The sequence below is a fragment of the Marinitenerispora sediminis genome (genome assembly GCF_003336425.1).
GTDB classification, from domain to species: Bacteria; Actinomycetota; Actinomycetes; order Streptosporangiales; family Streptosporangiaceae; genus Marinitenerispora; species Marinitenerispora sediminis.
Window position 1 is genome coordinate 1 of the sequence record NZ_QEIO01000115.1, and the last position, 18,293, is coordinate 18,293.

Sequence of the window (18,293 nt, forward strand, 5' to 3'; positions counted from 1 at the left end):
CCTCAGCCACGAGCGTCCGGTGCTTCTTCGAGAGGTCGATCTCATGGTCGGCCTTTCTCACGGTTCGAGCGCCGCCGCGGCGCATCGCCCCTCCCCCGCCAGAGCGCCCCGGCGGCGCTCGAACCGTGAGAAAGGCCGACCATGAGATCGACCTCTCGAAGAAGCACCGGACGCTCGTGGCTGAGGCGCGGCCTCGCCTCGGCCGCCGCGCTCGCGCTCGGCTCCTCCCTCGTCACCGCGGCCGGCTCGCCGGCCGCCGCCGAGGAGCGGGTCGCCAACCCCTTCGCCGGCGCCGACGCCTACGTCAACCCCGAGTGGGCCGGCGACGTGCGCGCGCAGGCGGCGCAGACCGGAGGCCAGCTCGGCCAGAAGATGGAGAGCGTCGCCCAGTACCCCACGGCGGTGTGGATGGACCGCATCGCCGCCATCGAGGGCCCGGCCGGCGGCATGGGCCTGCGCGACCACCTGGACGCGGCGCTGGAGCAGCAGAGCGGCAGCACCCCGATGGTCGTCACCGTCGTCGTGTACAACCTGCCCAACCGGGACTGCGCGGCGCTGGCCTCCAACGGCGAGCTGCGGATCGACCAGAACGGCATGCAGCGCTACCAGCAGGAGTACATCGATCCGATCGCCGAGATCCTCGGCGACCCGGCGTACGAGAGCCTGCGGATCGTCGCGGTCATCGAGCCCGACTCGCTGCCCAACCTGGTGACCAACGTCGACGGCCAGTTCGGCACCGAGGACTGCCGGGAGGCCGCCGGCCCCGGCGGCTACGTCGACGGCGTCCGCTACGCCCTGGACAACCTGCAGTTCGAGAACGTGTACAACTACGTGGACATCGGCCACTCGGGCTGGCTCGGCTGGCCGGACACCAACTTCCCGCAGACGGTCTCGCTGCTCACCAGCACCATCCGCGGCACCCAGGCGGGCGTGAACAGCGTCAGCGGGTTCATCACCAACACGGCCAACTACACGCCCACCGTGGAGCCGTTCCTCACCAACCCCGACCTGCAGGTCGGCGGGCAGCCGGTCCGCTCGGCCGCCTTCTACGAGTGGAACCCGCGCTTCGCCGAACTGGGCTTCGCCCAGGCGCTGCGCACCGCCTTCGTCAACTCGGGGTTCCCGAGCGACATCGGCATGCTGATCGACACCTCCCGCAACGGCTGGGGCGGGCCGGACCGGCCGACCAGCGTCAGCACCTCCACCAACCTGAACACCTACGTCGACGAGTCGCGGGTGGACACCCGGCCGCACCGCGGCAACTGGTGCAACCAGGCCGGCGCCGGCATCGGTGAGCGTCCTCGGTCCGCACCGGCGGCCGGTATCGACGCCTACGTGTGGGTGAAGCCCCCGGGCGAGTCCGACGGCGTCAGCGAGGGCGGCATCGTCGACCCCGACGACCCGGCCAAGGGCTTCGACCGCATGTGCGACCCGACGTGGCACAACACGTGGAACCCCAACGTTCCGACCAACGCGCTGCCCAACGCCCCGCACGCGGGCCGCTGGTTCCCCGAGCAGTTCGAGATGCTGGTCGAGAACGCCCACCCCGCTCTCTGACCCGCCCGCGGTCCGGTTCGCCCGTCCGGCGCACCGGACCGCCCCGGACCGGTCCCCGGCGCTGGACGACCCCGCGGCGCCGGGGGCCGCACCACCCCGGGCGCCGCCCCGGGACCGGGCCGGCCGGCCCGCGCGGTGAGCCGGCCGGCCCGCCGCGGCGTCACGGCCCCTGCGGCGGGAGCGGTCCGCGCCGCAGCGGCGCCTGCCGCATGACCCGGGAGAGGTCGGTGCTCGTGACCATCCCGACGATGCGGCCGGAGTCCATGACGACGCGGAGGAGCTCGCGCCCCGGCAGCGCCGCCTTCAGGAGGTCGGAGGCGTCGGCGTCCGGTTCGGCGACGGCGTGCTCGGCGAGCGGGCGCGCGACCTCGCGGAGCCGGGTCGTGGCCCGCCGTTCCGGCGGCACGTCGCGCAGGGTCTCCAGGGAGACGTAGCCGCTGGGGCGGCCGTCGAAGTCGACGGTCGCGAACACCGTCTGGCGGGAGTCCAGTACGGACCGGGCGACGAACTCCTCGACGGTGAGCCACTCGGCCGCGGTGCGGGGGTCCGGCGTCATGACGTCGCGCAGGCGCATGCCGCGGAGGCCGTCCCGCAGGTCGTTGGCGGCGGCCTCCCCGCGGGCCGCGGTCGAGAGGAACCAGCCGACGAGCACCAGCCAGAGTCCCTCCAGCCGCGCCCACAGCAGCGACAGCGCGAGCCCGGCGACGACCAGTCCGAGGCCCAGCCTCTCGCCGGCCCGGGTGGTGGCGCGGTCGGCTCGGTCGCGTTCGCCGTAGCGCCACCACAGCACGGCGTGCAGCACCCGGCCGCCGTCCAGGGGCGCGCCGGGCAGCAGGTTGAACGCGGCGAGCAGCGCGTTGATCCCGGCGAGCCAGGACAGCGCCATGAGCACCAGCAGCGGAGCGGAGGCGAGCGAGGCGGCGAGGGCCGCCGCCCAGAAGAGCACGCCGGCCGCGAGGCTCGCCAGCGGCCCGGCCGCGGCGATCACGAACTCCGCCTTCGGGGTGGCGGCGGGCGCGTCGAACTCGGTCACGCCGCCGAGCGCGAAGAGGGTGACGGAGCGGACCTCCACCCCGCGCCGGCGCGCCGTGAGGGCGTGCGCGAGCTCGTGGGCGAGCAGCGCGGCGAGGAACAGCACGGCGGCGACCGCGCCGGTGACCCAGTACAGCCCGGTACCGACCCGGGCGCCGCTGCGCGGCAGCACTTCGAGCGCCAGTAGGCCGGTGATCAGCAGCAGGACGACCACCGTGGACCAGTGCGCGCCCACCGGGACGCCCGCCACCCGGCCGAGCGGCAGACTCTGCTTCATGTCTTCGGCCCCGTCGTCTCCACCGTCGTCTTCCTCGCTGTCATCGGACCGCGGCTCCCGGAATCCTCATCCCCGTGCCGCGGTCGGCGGCGGCTCGCGGCTCGCTCGGTGCGGCCGCTCCTCGGCGGCCGGGCGGCGCGGGGGCGGGGCGGTCCGGTCGCGCGCCGCGCGCTCCAGTAGTTCCTCGACCTCGGACTCGCTGGTCGGGGAGAAGTCCGCGTACCACTCGCCGATGGCCGAGAAGAACGGCGGCTGCTCCGAGCAGACGACGTCGTCGGCGACCTCGCGGAGCCGGGCGACGGCCTCCGGCGGCCCCACCGGGACGGCCACGACCACCCGGGCCGCCCCCTGGGCGCGGGCGATCCGGCACGCGGCCCGCGCCGTCGAGCCGGTGGCCACGCCGTCGTCCACCACCACCGCCGTCCGGCCGGCCAGCGCCACCCGGGGGCGCAGGGCGCGCAGCCGGCGGACCCGCTGCTCCAGTTCGGCGCGTTCGTGCCGCTCGACCGCCGCGACGTCCCACTCGCCAAGCCCCGCGAGGAGCAGGGTCCGCTCGTCCAGCACGCGTACGCCGCCCTCGCCGATCGCGCCCATGGCCAGCTCCGGCTGGTAGGGCACCCCGAGTTTGCGGACCACGGCGACGTCGAGCGGCGCCCCCAGCTCGGCGGCGACCTCGAAGGCCACTGGGACGCCGCCGCGCGGCAGGCCGAGCACCACCGCGTCCGTGATCCGCCGCAGGCCGGGCTCGGCGGCCAGTCGCCGCCCCGCGTCCCTGCGGTCTGTGAACAGCATCGCCGACCCCCCAACCGGTCGGGCTCCCGCCGCCTTCGTCTGCGATCCAACCAGCGCCGGGCGGTGGCGCACCAGGGTCGGAGGACCCGGACACCGGAGAGTCACTCCGCTCCAGGCCCCGGGGAGCACCCCGCCGGGGAAGCCCCGAAACCACCCCTCCGGGCCACGAGAGCACTCCTCCGGCCGGCCGGAAGGCACCGCCGCAGGCCCCCCGGAAGGCCCCGGCCCCGCTCGGCAACGCACGCCGGCGAGGGCGCCCCCGGGCCTCGGGGCACGCACCGCGTCCGGCGCCGGACGGCCCCGGCCGAAGCCCGGAGATATCGCCCTGGATGGTGTTGTAACGTCCCCGTTACGAGCAATGACCGGGACGCGGCGTTCCACTACTCTGCGGAACCAGGGGCGAGCGGAACCGCGTCCGCGGTCCCCGCGTTCCACCGACCGCGCCCCTCCCGAGATTGGAGCCGCCCATATGTCGAACGCCGCCTGGATGCGTGGCAGCGCGGACCCCCCGCCCCCGAAGGACGTCGACACCACCACGCCGAGCTTCGCGCGCGTCTACGACTACTTCCTGGGCGGCAAGGACAACTTCGAGGTCGACCGGGCCGTGGGCGACAAGGTGCTCGCCCTGGTGCCGGAGGCCTCGGTGGTCGCGCAGGGCAACCGCACGGCGATCGAGCGCGCGGTGCGCTACCTCGCCGGCGAGGTCGGCATCGACCAGTTCGTCGACATCGGATCGGGGCTGCCCACCACCAGCAACGTGCACCAGTTCGCCACCGCGGTGAACCCCCGGGCGCACGTGGTCTACGTGGACAACGACCCGATCGTGCTCGCGCACGGCCGGGCCCTCCTGGCAGAGGACGGCGTGGCGACGGTGATCCAGGCGGACCTGCTCCAGCCGGAGAAGATCTTCGAGTCGCCCGAACTCCGCGCGCTCATCGACCTGTCGCGGCCGGTCGCGATCATCCTGGCCGCCATCATCCACCACGTGCCCGACGAGCAGGACCCGCGCGCGGTCGTCCGCCGGCTGCACGACTTCGTGGCGCCCGGCAGCCACTTCGTGCTGACGCACCTGCACGACTCGGGCGACGACCCCAGCCTGAACGAGGCCAAGCGCCTGATCCAGCGGGACCTGGGCGGTTCGATCTTCCGCTCCCCCGAGCAGATCCGCTCCTTCCTCGACGGGCTGGAGATCCTGGAGCCGGGTGTGGTGCCGGTGACCGCGTGGCGGCCGAACGGGCCGAGCGGCGAGCTGGAGCACCCGCTGCACACCCAGATGGTGGCGGCGCTGGCGCGCAGGAACTGACGAGCACGCAGAGGCGGCCGCGCCGAGCCTTCTCGCGCTATCCCGGAACCCCACGGCCCTGTCGGGTGGTGGGGTTCTCGGTTTCGAAAGGGGCGGACCCGCGGCCTGCGCGCCCGGTCCGGGCCGGCGGGGGCGTGCGCGACCGCCCCCGTGGATCCGCCCAATGGGCGCACGCGCGGACGGGCGCCGTCGGGCTCCCGGCCGGCCCCGGCGGCCCCGGCGGGGAGGCGGGGAGGCGGCCGCGGCCCGCCTCCTCCTGGACGGCGTCGGAGCCGTCGCCACCGCCGCCCGCGCCCCAGCTCATCCCGTGCGGCGGCGCTCATCCCCCCTGGCCGCCGCCCCACGCGCGCTGCGGCCGGCGACCCTCTGGACGGCGCGAGCCGCGGGGGCACCGGGCGTCCGTCCCGTACCGCGCCGCCGCGGCCGGGGCCGTCTCGCTCGGTAACGAACCGGTGGCTGGTTTATCGGGGGTCCCCCTGTTCCCACCAGGGTGCATAGGTTAGCCTAACTTTATGTAGGTAAGGCTACCTTTAATAAAGGCGGCCTGACCTGCGTGCCCGCGTCCACTCACCCGTACCCGGTCCCCGGCCGGGTAACGGTCATGCCCGCCTCCAGGAGGACAATCGATGAGTTCCCTCGCGCGGCCCACCGACGATCCACCGGACGGCACCGCGCCCGTGCCCGTGTCCCTCGAACCGGACCACACCTCCCACCTGTTCGACGACGGCAACGCGGAGCGGTACCGGCGCTCGGTGACCGAGGTCGTCGAACGGGTGGCGAGCAGACTCAGCCGGGTCGACCGGCCCTTCACCGGGATAACGGCGGCCGAACTCGAACCCGAGTTCGCCGCCATCGACCTGGACAAGCCGCTCGGTGATCCGGCCGAGGCCCTCGACGAGCTGGAACGCGTCTACCTCCGCGACGCCGTCTACTTCCACCACCCCCGCTACCTCGGGCACCTCAACTGCCCCGTGGTCATCCCGGCCCTGATCGGGGAGACCGTCATCTCCTCGATCAACTCCTCCCTGGACACCTGGGACCAGAGCGCCGGCGGCACACTGATCGAACGCCGGCTCGTCGACTGGACCACCGAGCGCCTCGGGCTGGGCGCGGCCGCCGACGGCGTCTTCACCAGCGGCGGGACGCAGTCCAACCTGCAGGCCCTGCTCATGGCCCGCGAGGAGACCCGCGAGCGCGCGCTCGCCGATCCGCGCGACGCCGCGTGGACGGCCGCCGACGTGCTGCCCCGCCTGCGGGTCCTGACCTCCGAGGTCAGCCACTTCAGCATCGCGAAGTCCGCGGCGTTACTGGGCCTGGGCTACGAGGCCGTGGTCTCGGTGCCGTGCGACCTGGAGCGCCGGATGCGGCCCGCCGCCCTAGCGGCCGAGCTCGACCGGTGCCGCCGCGAGGGGCTCATCCCCATGGCGGTCGTCGCCACCGCTGGAACCACCGATTTCGGCAGCATCGACCCCCTCCCCGAGATCGCCGACCTGTGCGCCGAGGCGGGCGTGTGGCTGCACGTCGACGCCGCCTACGGCTGCGGGCTGCTCGTGTCGCGCCGCCGCCATCTGCTGGACGGGGTCGAGCGGGCCGACTCGGTCACCGTCGACTACCACAAGTCGTTCTTCCAGCCCGTCAGCTCCAGCGCCGTCCTGGTGCGCGACCGCGCGACGCTGCGGCACGCCACCTACCACGCCGACTACCTCAACCCCCGACGCGCCGCGGGCGAGCTGGTCCCCAACCAGGTCGACAAGAGCCTGCAGACCACCCGGCGCTTCGACGCGCTGAAGCTGTGGCTCACGCTGCGCATCATGGGGGCCGACGGCGTCGGCGGGCTCTTCGACGACGTGCTCGACCTGGCCGCCGCCGGGTGGGCGCTGCTGGACGAGGACCCCCGCTTCGAGGTCGTGGTCCGGCCGCAGCTCAGCACCCTGGTGTTCCGCTACCTGCCGCCCGGCGCTGCCGAGGACCCGGACCTGGTCGACGCCGTCAACCTGCACTCCCGCGCGGCGTTGCTGGCCTCCGGCGACGCCGTGGTCGCCGGCACCAAGGTCGACGGCCGGCACCACCTCAAGTTCACGCTGCTCAACCCGCGGACCACGCCCGGCGACATCGCGGCCGTGCTCGACCTCGTCGCCGACCACGGCCGGCGCTACCTGTCCGAACCGGCGGGCCGCGAGCTCAGCGGCTCGCGCGCGAGCTGACCGACGTCGACCAGCGGGAGAACCAGTTGTCCAGTACCCACGACTTCATCGCCATCGGCCTCGGTCCGTTCAACCTCGGCCTCGCCTGCCTGACCGCGCCGATCCCCGACCTCGACGGCCTGTTCCTGGAGGAGAGACCGGAGTTCGACTGGCACCCGGGCATGCTCCTGGAGACCGCCGAACTGCAGACGCCGTTCCTGGCCGACCTCGTCACCCTGGCCGACCCCACCTCCCCGTTCTCCTTCCTCAACTACGTGAAGGAGTCCGGGCACCTCTACTCGTTCTACATCCGCGAGCGCTTCTACCCGCTGCGCAGCGAGTACAACGACTACTGCCGCTGGGCGGCGGGCCGGCTGGGCAGCGCGGTCCGGTTCGGCCAGCACGTCGCCGCGGTCGAGTACGACGAGCAGGACGGCCGCTACGTCGTCCACGCCGTCGAGCGCGCCACCGGGGCGCGCCGGACGTACCGCGCGCCCCGGCTGGTCCTCGGGACCGGGACGCCCCCCTACGTCCCCGAGGCGTGCCGCGGCCTGCCCGGCGACGCCGTGCACAGCTCCCGCTACCTCGACAGCAAGGCAGCGCTGCAGGCGAAGAGCAGCGTGACCGTGGTGGGCAGCGGCCAGAGCGCCGCCGAGATCTACCGCGACCTGCTGCAGGACATCGACCGGTTCGGCTACGCGCTCACCTGGATCACGCGCTCCCCGCGGTTCTTCCCGCTGGAGTACACCAAGCTCACGCTGGAGATGACCTCCCCGGAGTACGCCGACTACTTCCACGCGCTGCCGGCGGCGACCCGCGACCGGCTCGTGGCGGCGCAGAAGAACCTGTACAAGGGCATCAACTCCTCGCTGATCGACGAGATCTTCGACCTGCTCTACGTGAAGAACCGGCGCGGGCCGTGCCCGACCCGGCTCATGACCAACACCGCGGTGACCGGTGCCCGCTACGACGAGGAGCGCGGGGAGTACGCCCTCGACCTGCGGCAGGTGGAGCAGGGCCGCGACTTCGGCCTGGCCACCGAGGGCCTGGTGCTGGCCACCGGGTACCGCTACGAGCCGCCGTCGTTCCTGGCCCCGATCGCGGACCGGATCGAGTGGGACGGCTCGGGCCGGTTCGCGGTACGGCGCGACTACACCATCGACACCGCCGGCCGCGGCATCTTCGTGCAGAACGCCGAGCTGCACACGCACGGGTTCGTGGCTCCGGACCTCGGCATGGCCGCCTACCGCAACTCGTGCATCATCCGCGCCATGCTGGGGCGGGAGCACTACCCGATCGAGCGCTCGATCGCGTTCCAGGAGTTCGGTGCCCCCACCGAGGAGACCCGGCCCGCGAAGGCGGCCACCGCATGAGGGGAACAGCCTCCGTGGCGGAAACGGACAGCACAGCCTCCGTGGCGGAAACGGACAGCACAGCCTCCGTGGCGAGAACGGACAGCACAGCCTCCGTGGCGGAAACGGACAACACGACCTCCGTGGCGGAAACGGACCACACCACCACCGCCGCGGGAACGGACGGAGCCGTGTTCACGCGTACCGACGACCGGCTCGGCGAGTTCGCGCTGCGGCTCGTCGACCCGGCGGCCGACGCCGAGCTGCTGCACCGCTGGCTCACCCACCCGAAGTCGGTCTTCTGGCAGATGCAGGAGGCCGAGGTGGCCGACGTCGAGCGGCAGTTCCGGGAGACCGCGGCGTCCGAGCACACCGACGCCTTCCTCGGGCTGCACGGCGGCCGACCGGCCTTCCTGGTCGAGCGGTACGACCCCGCGCACAGCGAGCTGCGCGGCCGCTACAGGGCGCTGCCCGGCGACGTCGGCATGCATTTCCTGGTGGCGCCGACCGACACCCCGCTGCACGGGTTCACCCGTGCGGTGATCACCACCGTCATGGAGCTGCTGTTCGCCGACCCGGCCGTTCGCCGCGTGGTGGTGGAGCCGGACGTGCGCAACCACCCCGTCCACTCACTCAACGCGGCGGTCGGCTTCCGGGTGGTCGGGACCCTGGCACTGTCCGGCAAGGACGCCTACCTCAGCACCTGCACCCGCGAGCAGTACGCGGCCGCCCGCGCCGCGGCCGCCGTCGAAGGAGCCAACGGATGACCCCTCCCCGAAGCGCCCCGGGCGACACCGTCGCCCACCTGACCCCCGCCAACTGGGACCGCGCCAACCGGCTGCTGGTGCGCAAGGCCCTCGCGGAGTACGCGCACGAGCGGCTGATCCGCCCCGAGCCTCGGCCGGGCGGCGGCTACGTCGTGCGCGGTGACGACGGGGCGGTCGAGTACCGGTTCACGGCCCGGGTGCGGGCGCTGGACCACTGGCAGGTGGACGCCGACAGCATCACCCGGCACCGCGACGGCGCCGAGCTGCCGCTGGACGCCCTGGACCTGGTGCTGGACCTGCGCGGCAGCCTCGCGCTGGGCACCGGCGTCCTGCCCATCTACCTGGAGGAGCTCTCCAGCACGCTGGCCGGCAGCGCCTACAAGCTGTCCCGCCCGCCGGTGAGCGCCGCCGAGCTGGCGCGCGCCGACTTCCAGGCCGTCGAGGCGGGGATGACCGAGGGCCACCCGTGCTTCGTCGCCAACAACGGGCGGCTCGGCTTCGACTCGACCGAGTACCTCAGCTACGCCCCGGAGACCGGCTCCCGCGTCCGCCTGGTGTGGGTGGCGGCGCGCCGGGAGCGGTCCACCTTCACCTGCTCCCCCGACCTCGACTACGACCGGCTGGTCGCCGGCGAGCTGGACGCGGGCACGCTGCGGGCGTTCGCGGCCCGGCTGGCGGAGCGCGGCGGCGACCTCGCCGACTACCACCTCATCCCCGCCCACCCGTGGCAGTGGGAGAACCGGCTGTCGGTCACCTTCGCCGGTGACGTCGCCCGGGGCGACCTCGTCTACCTCGGCCCCGGACCGGACGCCTACCAGCCGCAGCAGTCGATCCGGACGTTCTTCAACACCTCCGAGCCGTCGCGGCACTACGTGAAGACCGCCCTGTCCGTGCTGAACATGGGGTTCGTGCGCGGGCTCTCGGCGAAGTACATGAAGGCGACCCCGGCCATCAACGACTGGGTGGCCGACCTGGTGTCCGGCGACGAGGTGCTGCGCCGGTGCGGGTTCACCGTCCTGCGCGAGCGCGCGGCGGTCGGGTACCACAACGAGCAATACGCGGCGGCGTCCCCGCCCGGCTCGCCGTACACCAAGATGCTCGCGGCGCTGTGGCGGGAGAGCCCGGTGCCGACGCTGGAGCCGGGGCAGCGGCTCGCCACCATGGCGTCGCTGCTGCACGTCGACCGCGCGGGCGCCTCGGTGGTCGGCGCGCTGGTCGCGGAGTCCGGGCTCCCGGCCGCGCGGTGGCTGCGGCGCTACCTGGACGCCTACCTCACGCCGGTGCTGCACTGCTTCTACGCCCACCAGCTGGTGTTCATGCCGCACGGCGAGAACATCATCCTGGTGCTGGAGGACGGGGTGCCGCGGCGGGCCATCATGAAGGACATCGGCGAGGAGGTGGGGCTGCTCGCCCCGGGCACCCCGCTGCCGCCGGGTGTGGAGCGGATCCGCGCCGAGGTACCCGAGGACGAGAAGCTGCTGTCGGTCTTCACGGACGTGTTCGACTGCTTCCTCCGGTTCCTCAACGCGATCATGGTGGAGGAGGGCCTGCTGGAGGAGGCGGAGTTCTGGCGCACCGTCGCCGAGTGCGTCACCGGCTACCAGGAGTCGGCGCCGCACCTGGCGACGGAGTTCGCGAAGTACGACATGTTCGCTGAGCGTTTCCAGCTGTCGTGCCTCAACCGGCTGCAGCTCCGCGACAACCGGCAGATGGTCGACCTCGACGACCCGTCGGCGGCCCTGCAGTTCGTGGGCACGCTGGAGAACCCGATCGCCCGGTTCGCGGGGCCAAGGACGGCGCGAGGACCGGCGGAGGCCGCGGCCTCCGGCCGCTGAGCGGCGCGGTGGCCGGGAGCCACGTGCCTCCCGGCCACCGCGGCAGCTCCGGGCGTGGCCGCTCCGGCCATCGCGGCATGGGCCGCTCCACGGGCGCCGCCGGTGGTTCCGCGTCGGTGTACTCGCGGGTGCGGGCGGTCTCGGCCCAGGCGAAGTTCCGGACCGTGGTGGTGACGCGGGCATGGCCGTGCTCGGCGGCGAAGGAGGCGATCTCCCGCCCAGGTGCCGTGTCACCAATTGGCCGCCGGACGCCTGATGCCTCGTTCGCCACCTCACTCAGCTGGAGGTGCAGCTAGAGGTGCGATAGGACACGCTGCGGTGCGCCGCGTTCAGCACCAGAACCAACAGCTGACCGTCACGTACCGGGTAGACAATGCGGTGGTCGCCTACCTCGACACGCCACAGGCCAGGGTGTCCCTTCAACTGCACACATCCGGGCGGACGAGGGTGGTCAGCCAGACCGCGGATCTTTGCCAACACCCGAGTGCGGACCGGCTTGTCGAGTTTGGCCATCTCCTTGGAGGCTTGATCGCCGAGGCGGACCGGGTAGCACTCGGTCACAGACTCAGCTCCCGCTCCGCCTCGTCGATAGAGATGGTCGCCTCACGACCGGCCTCGATGTCGGCCAAGCACTCGGCGGCAATCCGGGCGTCGTGTTCGTCCAGCAGCTCCTCGTAGTGCTCGACCAGCGCAGCCGGGACGATCGCGGCGGCGCGTTGGCGGTGGCGACCACGCGTGACGAAGGTGATCTCGCCGCTGTGGTGCGCGCGGTTGATCCGTTCGGAGAAGTGGTCCCGAGCCTCGGTCGCCGAAAGCTCGTTGTCCATGCCGGCGGTGTCAGTGCTCATGCCCGCTACCATGCGCTATCCGCACGCCGAGTTGGCGTCTTCCCGGGGAAGCGCTCAGAGCTGCGAGCGGCCGTTCCGCCAGTACCCCATGAAGGCGACGGCGTGCCGGGGTACGCCGTGGTCGTTCACCATGAGGCGGCGCAGCCGCTTGATCACGCCGGCCTCTCCGGCCAGCCAGCCGTAGAGCTCTCCTGCGGCGGCGTCCACCTGCTCGGCGTGCGCGTCGGGTACCTCCCACAGGAGCGCGCCCTCGCCGTCGATGTCGACGTCGTCCACGGGTTCGGTACCGGCTCGCTCACCCGGCCCGCACAGCTCCGTCAGCGCGCCGCGCACGGCCGACTCCAGCAGCTCACCGTGCGGCACCTCCGCGTCCCCCCGCACCGACCACCGCACCTCGACGCCGTCCGGCACCCGCCAGGACTGGCGGTCGCCGTGCGTGGGGACCTCGACGCAGACGATGCCGCGCGCGTACGGCGGAAGCGACTCCACGATGGCCGCCATGGCCGGAACCGCGGTCTCGTCGCCGGCCAGCAGCAGCCGCCGGGCGGTGGCGGGCGGCGCCCACTCCACGCCCCACATCCGGCCGGTGCCCGGCCGGTCGGGTCCGAGCAGGGCGACCTGGCGCCCGCGGCCGACGGTGGAGGCCCAGCGCGCGGCGGGGCCGCCGTGCCCCTCGTCGAGGCCGTGCAGGACGAAGTCGACGTCGAGTTCGCCGGCCTCGGGCCGGTAGGCGCGCACGGTGTAGGTGCGCATCACGGGGCGGGTCTCGTCGGGCATGGCCTGCCAGGCGGCGTACCAGCCGTCCCCGGCGGGCACGTCGGCCACGGTCCGGCCGGGCTGGGGCAGCATGAGCTTGATCCGCTGGTCGTCCCCGCCGAAGCCGAACTCCCGCAGGCAGTCGCCGCCGAACGTGATCCGTACGAAGTTCGGACCGAGCCGTTTCCGGGCGGCCACCTCGACCGGGTACACGCGGTAGCCGGGTGCCGCCGTGGTCCCGCGCCGGGCGGTGGCGCTCGCCGTGGACATGTGTGATCTCCTCGATTCCCGCTCGCGAAGGCCGGACCGTCAGCTTAAGGCAAGGCTAGCCTTACTGGAACCCCCAGTGCGCTCGCGGCGGCCCCCGGGACGGCTCCGCGCCCGGCCGTCACGCGCCGCCGCCCCTGGCGGGCGGCCGCAGCCCGAGCCTGCGCAGGGCCGCGCGCGTGACGTAGACGACGTAGCGGGAGTCCGTGATGGGGCGGGAGCAGTACTGGACGAAGCGCACCTCCGTGTCGGCGAACGGCTGCCAGTCGATTCCGTTGGCGCGCAGCCACGCCCCAAACGCCGTCCACGCGGGGCGGGAGTCGGGGGCGATGACCACGGGGACCCAGTCGGCGTCCGCCTGCGGCCGGCGGTCCGGGCGGTCCTCCCGCCTCCGGCGCGTCATCCGCGGGCCTCGCGCCGTCCGATCATCTGCGGCTCGACGCGGCGGACCCCCGGGAGCTCGGCGAGCCCGCCGATCCGCGCCAGTGCGGCGGCGATCCCGCCGCCGAGCGCCCGCAGCCACGCCGCGTGCGGCGCGTAGCCGAGCACCTGGTCCACCTGGTAGCCGGCCCCCGCGAGTTCGTCGCGGTGCCGCTCGGCCCGGTCGCCTTCGGCGTAGCGGACCAGCACCCGCCCGGTCGGGACGACGAGGTCGCCGCCGGGATCGCGCCGGTAGACCGGTCCGAGCCTCGCTCCGCCCGCCGGCTCCGCGACGGCGTCCGCCGGGCGCACGACGGGGTCGGAGCCGTCCGGGCGGTGCTCGGCGACGAGGTGGCGGTCGAGCCGGTACCGCGCCGCGCCCGGCTCGGGCGAGGCCGCCAGCTCACGCGGCGCCGCTGGCGGTTCGGGGTGTCGCACAGCGGACATTGTCGCACGTGGGCGAGGGTAGGCCGTGTGCGCCAACGGGCATGCCTGGAGGGAGGCATGCAGGCCGCGACGCACGAGGGGGACGCGTCATGATCTCGTTCCGGTACGGGGGCGCCCGGGGGGTCCGCCACGAGCTGCAGGACCAGGACGACCTGGTCGTCGTCCGGACGTGGCGGCGCGGCGCACGGCACGACGTCTCGCCGCTCTCGCCGCGCAGCCGCGCCGCGCGGGACCGCCTGACCCCGCTGTTCGGCTTCCCCCTGGCCGGGGTGGGGGTGTACGCGGCGCCGGAGGGCGCCTCGCAGGAGCTCTCCTCGACGCTGGACGCCGACCCGGAGGTGCAGTTCGCCGGCCGGGGCCTGCGCGACGCCTACGGCGCCCCGGTGCTCTACACGGAGAACGTGTTCGTGCGGTTCGCGGCCGGCGTCCCGCCGGGGCAGCGCGAACGCCTGCTGCGCGACGCCGGGCTGGCGGTGAAGCGCGAGGTCGGTTATGCGGAGAACGCCTACTTCGTGGCGGCACCCGGCGGCACCGGGCGGGACGTCTTCGGGATCGCCGAGGAGCTGCTGGACCGCGACGAGGTGGAGCTCTGCCATCCGGAGCTGCTGCGCGAGGTGAGCCGCAAGCGGGCCTTCCCCCAGCAGTGGCACCTCGCGGAGGCCGTGGTGGACGGCGTGCACATCGACGCGCACGCCGGGGTGGTCGCCGCCTGGGGGGTCAGCCGCGGGGAGGGGACGACCATCTGCGTCATCGACGACGGGGTTGACATCGCGCACGAGGAGTTCGCGTCGGCGGGCAAGATCGTGGCGCCGCGCTCGCTCAGCGGGCTGCGCGGCGGCGACCCGCGCCCGGGCGACGGCGACAACCACGGCACCGCGTGCGCGGGCGTCGCCTGCGCCGACGGCAACTGGGGTGCCTCGGGTGTGGCCCCGGCCGCCCGGCTCATGCCGCTCCGGCTGGTGTCCGGCCTGGGGTCGCAGGACGAGGCCGACGCCTTCGCCTGGGCCGCCGACCACGGGGCCGACGTCATCTCGTGCAGCTGGGGGCCGCCGGACGGCGCCTGGTGGAACCCCGAGGACCCGGCGCACGAGCGCCGGGTGCCGCTGCCGGACAGCACCCGGCTGGCGATCGACTACGCGGTCTCGGCCGGGCGCGGTGGGCGCGGCTGCGTCGTCGCGTGGGCGGCGGGCAACGGCGCGGAGGACGTGGACAACGACGGGTACGCGAGCTACGGCAACGTCATCGCGGTGGCGGCCTGCAACGACTCCGGGCGGCAGAGCGCCTACAGCGACCACGGCGCGGCGATCTGGTGCGCGTTCCCCAGCAACGACGGCGCGCCGTCCCGGACGCCCGGCATCTGGACGACGGACCGGTCCGGCCATGACGGCTACAACCCCGGAGGCGGCGGAGCTCTCGGAGACTCGGGCGGCGACTACACCAACTCCTTCGGCGGGACGTCGAGCGCGGCGCCGGGGGTGGCGGGTGTGGTGGCCCTCATGCTCTCCGTCGCCCCCGGTCTGACGGCGGCCGAGGTGAAGGAGGCGCTGCGCGGCGCCTGCCGCCGCATCGACGACGGCCCGGGCGAGTACGACGAGGACGGCCACAGCGACCGGTACGGGTACGGGCGGGTGGACGCCGAGCTCGCGGTGGCCGCCGTGCGCGGCCGCCCGTCGCTGGCGCCGGCGCCGCCGTCCGACGGCTGAGGGCGCGCAGCGGCCGGCCGCGGTCGGCCGCGGGCGCCGGCCGGGTTGCCCCGGCCCGTCCCCGGCGCCATGCTTGCTCCAGCGCATCGGCCCGGTGGACGGTGCGGGGCACGGCACCCGGCGGATCGGGAGAGCAGCGGCATGGCGGACATGGACCAGGGCACCGCGGGGTTCGAGCGGACCTCCGGGCGGCCCGCGGGGCCCGTGGAGCGGGTGGCGGCCATCATCACCGACGCCCGGGCAACGCGCCGCGCATCCGACCCGGAGTGGGTCGTCGCCCGCCTGGCGGTCGTGAGCGCCGCCCGGCGAGAGGTCCTCGACCGGGGGCCGCGGCCGGCGGGTCCGGAGCAGCCCGGCGGCTCCCCCGACTGGCCCCGCTTCCATCAGGAGCTGTCCACGGTCGCCGCGGCGTTCGAGGTGCTGGGGGACGCGGGAGCGGCCGTCGCCACACTGGGCGAGCTGGTCCGCCTCGGTCCCGCGGCGGGCACGCCCGAGAGCGTCTCCGCGCCCCGCATGGCGGGCTGGCTGCGGCTCGCCGAGCTGCACCGGGCAGCCGACGACACAGACCGCGCCGCCGAGGTGCTGCTGGCCCGCGACGCGCTGCTGGCCGGTGTCCCCGTGCCGGCCGCGGAGCTGCGGGAGCGGGTGGGGCGGTTCCGCGCGCTCGTCGACGGCGGCCGCTACGGGGACGAGGCGCGCAGCGCGATGAGAGCACTGCACGGGGCGGTCGACCTCGACGTCCTCGAAGAGCGCGTCCGCGGCGCCGCCGCCCTCGCCGGACCGGGCGGCCGCACCGCCGAGGCGCGCGCCATCCTGGAGGACGTCACGGAGCGGACGGCCTCGCCGGCCGCGGCTCTCGGGTTGGGCGCGGACGTGTCCCGCCCGTGGCACATCCGCCGGGACGCTGCCCGGGCCCTGGCCGGCATCGACGCCCGAGAGGGCCGCCACTCCGAGGCCGGATGGTCCTACGTGGCCCTCGCGCGGGCCGAGGAGGCCGCGTTCCTGCGGGAGGGCTACCTCAGCGGGGCGTGGCGGCGCTCGCTCGACGACCGGATGCGCGCGATGGACGCCTTCCGCGGCGCGGGCGAGTGGAAGCAGGTCGAACGGGAGGCCCGCACGGTCCTGCACAGCGTCGCCAAGACCGAGCGCCTCCGCGACCCGGTCCCGTCGCCCTCGGACCGGCGCCTGGCTCCGGACCTCGACGCGCTCCACGCGAGGGCGGACGAGGCGCGGCAGCAAGCGGGAAGGGCGCTGGCCGAGTCCCTCGCCCGCCAGGGCGCGTGGCACCGGCTCGCCGACGCGGGCATCGCCGGGCTGGACGCGGTCCCGACCACCCCGGACTCCGCGGCGGAGCGCCCCGTCGCCGCGTGGCGCCGCGTCCTGGGCGAGGGCGTCCGGGCGATGGAGTCCTTCCTCGCCGCAGGGGAGTGGCAGGAGGCGGAGCGCGAGGCCCGGACGGTCCTGCACGGCCGCGCCAGGGCGGAACGGCTGCAGTACCAGCACACGTCGCCCGTCAGCGTGCCCCCGGAGCTGGAGCAGCTCCGCGAGTTCGCTCAGGAGGCGGAGCTGAAGGCGACGCGGACCCTGGTGCTCGCCCTGGCCCGCCAGGACGAGTGGGACCGGGTGGCCGAGGCCGCGCGCGACGTCGTCGGGCTGGACGCCGTACCGGCGGAGCTGCGCTTCGTCGAACGGCATTGGCGGCTGCGGCCGGCCCCTGACGACGAGGACGTCGCCGGGGTCCTGGAGCGGCTGCGCGGCGTCCAGCGGAAGAGACGCGACGCCAACGATCCGAACGCATCGCCCGGGGAGACCACCGAGGCCCCGGAACCGCGGCAGCCGCCCGCGGACCTTCGCACCGCCGTCGCCACCGCGGCCGCCTCCCGCGGCCCCCGCACGTCAACCCCCCAGGACCGCGCCCGCGCCCGCCGCGCCCGCCTGACACCGGGCCGGAGAGGCGAAGGCCGGTCAACGGGCCGCTGAACCGGCACCTTCCCCGGCCCGGCCCCGGTCGGGCAGCCAGCTCACCGGCGGCGGGCCGGTGTGCGGGTGCGGAGCGACGTCCATCCCCCGGTGCGCCCGACGTCGTCGGGACCGCGGTGGTCTGAAGCAGCGGGCCCCGATCAGGGAACGGGGCGCGCTGCGGCAGCGTGCGCCGCACCGCCATCGCGCTGGGCCCCGAGCGGCACGTCCCGGGCGGCAGCACCTTCGACCGCGGGCGCTCAGGTGTCGCGGAGGGCAGCCGCGCGGTCCCGGCAGTCGGCCTCGGCGGGAGCCGTTTCGGTATAGCTCAGGCGCTGAGGCCGTCGCTCGGTAGTTGCTCCGTCGACTACGTTGCGCGGCTACCCCGCCCCCCGCCGGGGCGTCCACGTCTCATGTGCCGCTCGCGTCGGCCCGCGGAGCCCGACCGACCCCCTCTCCCGCGTGGGCCGGGCCGGAGTTCTCGCCGGGCTGGCGGACGGACGCCGGCCGGCAGCCCGGACAGGGCGCGATCACCGCACCCGCGGCGCGCCGCGCTCCGCCGGCGGTGGCGGAATCCGACCGGAGCGGCCGGAGCCGGCCTCCCGCCGCAGCCGCGCCGGTCACGGCGCGCCTCCCCCCTCCCCCGCCGGAAGCGGCACCACGCGCGGATCGCCGTCGTGGAGCCACCGGGTCACGCGGTCGCGGGCGATCTTGCCGCTGGGTGTCAGGGGCCACTCCGTGACCGTGTAGCTGCGGCGGGGGATCTTGTGGCCGGCCAGGTGGGGGGAGCATCGG

15 protein-coding genes are annotated in these 18,293 nt (G+C 74.5%); 8 read left to right on the top strand and 7 right to left on the bottom strand.

Annotation, left to right across the window (positions count from 1 at the left end):
• Positions 1–141 precede the first annotated feature (141 nt).
• Positions 142–1,557 (top strand): glycoside hydrolase family 6 protein, encoded by a 1,416-nt coding sequence (locus DEF28_RS19595; RefSeq protein ID WP_114399798.1) that lies wholly within the window; start codon positions 142–144, stop codon positions 1,555–1,557.
• A 160-nt stretch (positions 1,558–1,717) separates the two neighbouring features.
• Here the strand turns inward: DEF28_RS19595 and DEF28_RS19600 are convergent, their stop codons facing one another.
• Complete coding sequence (locus tag DEF28_RS19600) at positions 1,718–2,866, bottom strand: site-2 protease family protein (protein WP_114399797.1); 1,149 nt, start codon at positions 2,864–2,866, stop codon at positions 1,718–1,720.
• A 66-nt stretch (positions 2,867–2,932) separates the two neighbouring features.
• A complete protein-coding gene (locus DEF28_RS19605) occupies positions 2,933–3,658 on the bottom strand; it encodes a phosphoribosyltransferase (protein WP_114399796.1) in 726 nt (241 codons plus the stop codon).
• Between the two features lie 469 nt (positions 3,659–4,127).
• On the opposite strand from DEF28_RS19605, the gene DEF28_RS19610 reads away from it, so the two are divergent.
• The 5 genes from DEF28_RS19610 (at position 4,128) to DEF28_RS19630 (ending at position 11,098) form a co-directional block, all read left to right on the top strand.
• Positions 4,128–4,961, top strand: coding sequence for an SAM-dependent methyltransferase (locus DEF28_RS19610; RefSeq protein ID WP_233515413.1), 834 nt, complete (start codon positions 4,128–4,130; stop codon positions 4,959–4,961).
• Between the two features lie 626 nt (positions 4,962–5,587).
• Positions 5,588–7,165, top strand: a complete 1,578-nt coding sequence (locus DEF28_RS19615) for a pyridoxal phosphate-dependent decarboxylase family protein (RefSeq protein WP_114399795.1) — start codon at positions 5,588–5,590, stop codon at positions 7,163–7,165.
• Positions 7,166–7,191: 26 nt separating this feature from the next.
• Entirely contained in the window at positions 7,192–8,517 is a 1,326-nt protein-coding gene (locus tag DEF28_RS19620; RefSeq protein ID WP_114399794.1) for a lysine N(6)-hydroxylase/L-ornithine N(5)-oxygenase family protein, read from the top strand.
• A 122-nt stretch (positions 8,518–8,639) separates the two neighbouring features.
• Positions 8,640–9,263, top strand: a complete 624-nt coding sequence (locus DEF28_RS19625) for a GNAT family N-acetyltransferase (protein ID WP_233515414.1) — start codon at positions 8,640–8,642, stop codon at positions 9,261–9,263.
• The gene (locus tag DEF28_RS19630) at positions 9,260–11,098 is read left to right on the top strand and encodes an IucA/IucC family protein (RefSeq protein WP_114399792.1); all 1,839 of its coding nucleotides are present in this window, start codon (positions 9,260–9,262) and stop codon (positions 11,096–11,098) included. The genes DEF28_RS19625 and DEF28_RS19630 overlap by 4 nt, the downstream gene beginning before the upstream one ends.
• Before the next feature lie 276 nt (positions 11,099–11,374).
• Here the strand turns inward: DEF28_RS19630 and DEF28_RS19635 are convergent, their stop codons facing one another.
• From DEF28_RS19635 to DEF28_RS19655, 5 genes are all read right to left on the bottom strand, one after another.
• The gene (locus DEF28_RS19635) at positions 11,375–11,659 is read right to left on the bottom strand and encodes a type II toxin-antitoxin system RelE family toxin (RefSeq protein WP_258862339.1); all 285 of its coding nucleotides are present in this window, start codon (positions 11,657–11,659) and stop codon (positions 11,375–11,377) included.
• Positions 11,656–11,946, bottom strand: coding sequence for a type II toxin-antitoxin system Phd/YefM family antitoxin (locus DEF28_RS19640; protein WP_233515415.1), 291 nt, complete (start codon positions 11,944–11,946; stop codon positions 11,656–11,658). Before DEF28_RS19640 ends, DEF28_RS19635 begins: the two co-directional genes overlap by 4 nt.
• A gap of 54 nt (positions 11,947–12,000) precedes the next feature.
• Positions 12,001–12,972 carry a siderophore-interacting protein gene (locus tag DEF28_RS19645; RefSeq protein ID WP_114399790.1) on the bottom strand — a complete coding sequence of 324 codons (972 nt, stop codon included), beginning with the start codon at positions 12,970–12,972 and terminating at the stop codon, positions 12,001–12,003.
• Positions 12,973–13,090: 118 nt separating this feature from the next.
• Positions 13,091–13,372 (bottom strand): hypothetical protein, encoded by a 282-nt coding sequence (locus DEF28_RS19650; RefSeq protein ID WP_114399789.1) that lies wholly within the window; start codon positions 13,370–13,372, stop codon positions 13,091–13,093.
• Positions 13,369–13,827, bottom strand: coding sequence for a hypothetical protein (locus DEF28_RS19655; RefSeq protein WP_147280219.1), 459 nt, complete (start codon positions 13,825–13,827; stop codon positions 13,369–13,371). The genes DEF28_RS19650 and DEF28_RS19655 overlap by 4 nt, the downstream gene beginning before the upstream one ends.
• 98 nt (positions 13,828–13,925) lie before the next feature.
• On the opposite strand from DEF28_RS19655, the gene DEF28_RS19660 reads away from it, so the two are divergent.
• Positions 13,926–15,539 carry a S8 family peptidase gene (locus tag DEF28_RS19660; RefSeq protein ID WP_114399787.1) on the top strand — a complete coding sequence of 538 codons (1,614 nt, stop codon included), beginning with the start codon at positions 13,926–13,928 and terminating at the stop codon, positions 15,537–15,539.
• Positions 15,540–15,680: 141 nt separating this feature from the next.
• Positions 15,681–17,519 (top strand): hypothetical protein, encoded by a 1,839-nt coding sequence (locus DEF28_RS19665; RefSeq protein ID WP_114399786.1) that lies wholly within the window; start codon positions 15,681–15,683, stop codon positions 17,517–17,519.
• Positions 17,520–18,293 lie beyond the last annotated feature (774 nt).

Excerpts from the sequence above, each read along its gene's own strand:
- DEF28_RS19665 (WP_114399786.1), top strand. The coding sequence starts at position 15,681 with ATGGCGGACATGGACCAGGGCACCGCGGGGTTCGAGCGGACCTCCGGG.
- DEF28_RS19650 (WP_114399789.1), bottom strand. The coding sequence starts at position 13,372 with ATGACGCGCCGGAGGCGGGAGGACCGCCCGGACCGCCGGCCGCAGGCG.
- DEF28_RS19610 (WP_233515413.1), top strand. The coding sequence starts at position 4,128 with ATGTCGAACGCCGCCTGGATGCGTGGCAGCGCGGACCCCCCGCCCCCG.
- DEF28_RS19660 (WP_114399787.1), top strand. The coding sequence starts at position 13,926 with ATGATCTCGTTCCGGTACGGGGGCGCCCGGGGGGTCCGCCACGAGCTG.
- DEF28_RS19640 (WP_233515415.1), bottom strand. The coding sequence starts at position 11,946 with ATGAGCACTGACACCGCCGGCATGGACAACGAGCTTTCGGCGACCGAG.
- DEF28_RS19615 (WP_114399795.1), top strand. The coding sequence starts at position 5,588 with ATGAGTTCCCTCGCGCGGCCCACCGACGATCCACCGGACGGCACCGCG.
- DEF28_RS19645 (WP_114399790.1), bottom strand. The coding sequence starts at position 12,972 with ATGTCCACGGCGAGCGCCACCGCCCGGCGCGGGACCACGGCGGCACCC.
- DEF28_RS19630 (WP_114399792.1), top strand. The coding sequence starts at position 9,260 with ATGACCCCTCCCCGAAGCGCCCCGGGCGACACCGTCGCCCACCTGACC.
- DEF28_RS19605 (WP_114399796.1), bottom strand. The coding sequence starts at position 3,658 with ATGCTGTTCACAGACCGCAGGGACGCGGGGCGGCGACTGGCCGCCGAG.
- DEF28_RS19595 (WP_114399798.1), top strand. The coding sequence starts at position 142 with ATGAGATCGACCTCTCGAAGAAGCACCGGACGCTCGTGGCTGAGGCGC.
- DEF28_RS19600 (WP_114399797.1), bottom strand. The coding sequence starts at position 2,866 with ATGAAGCAGAGTCTGCCGCTCGGCCGGGTGGCGGGCGTCCCGGTGGGC.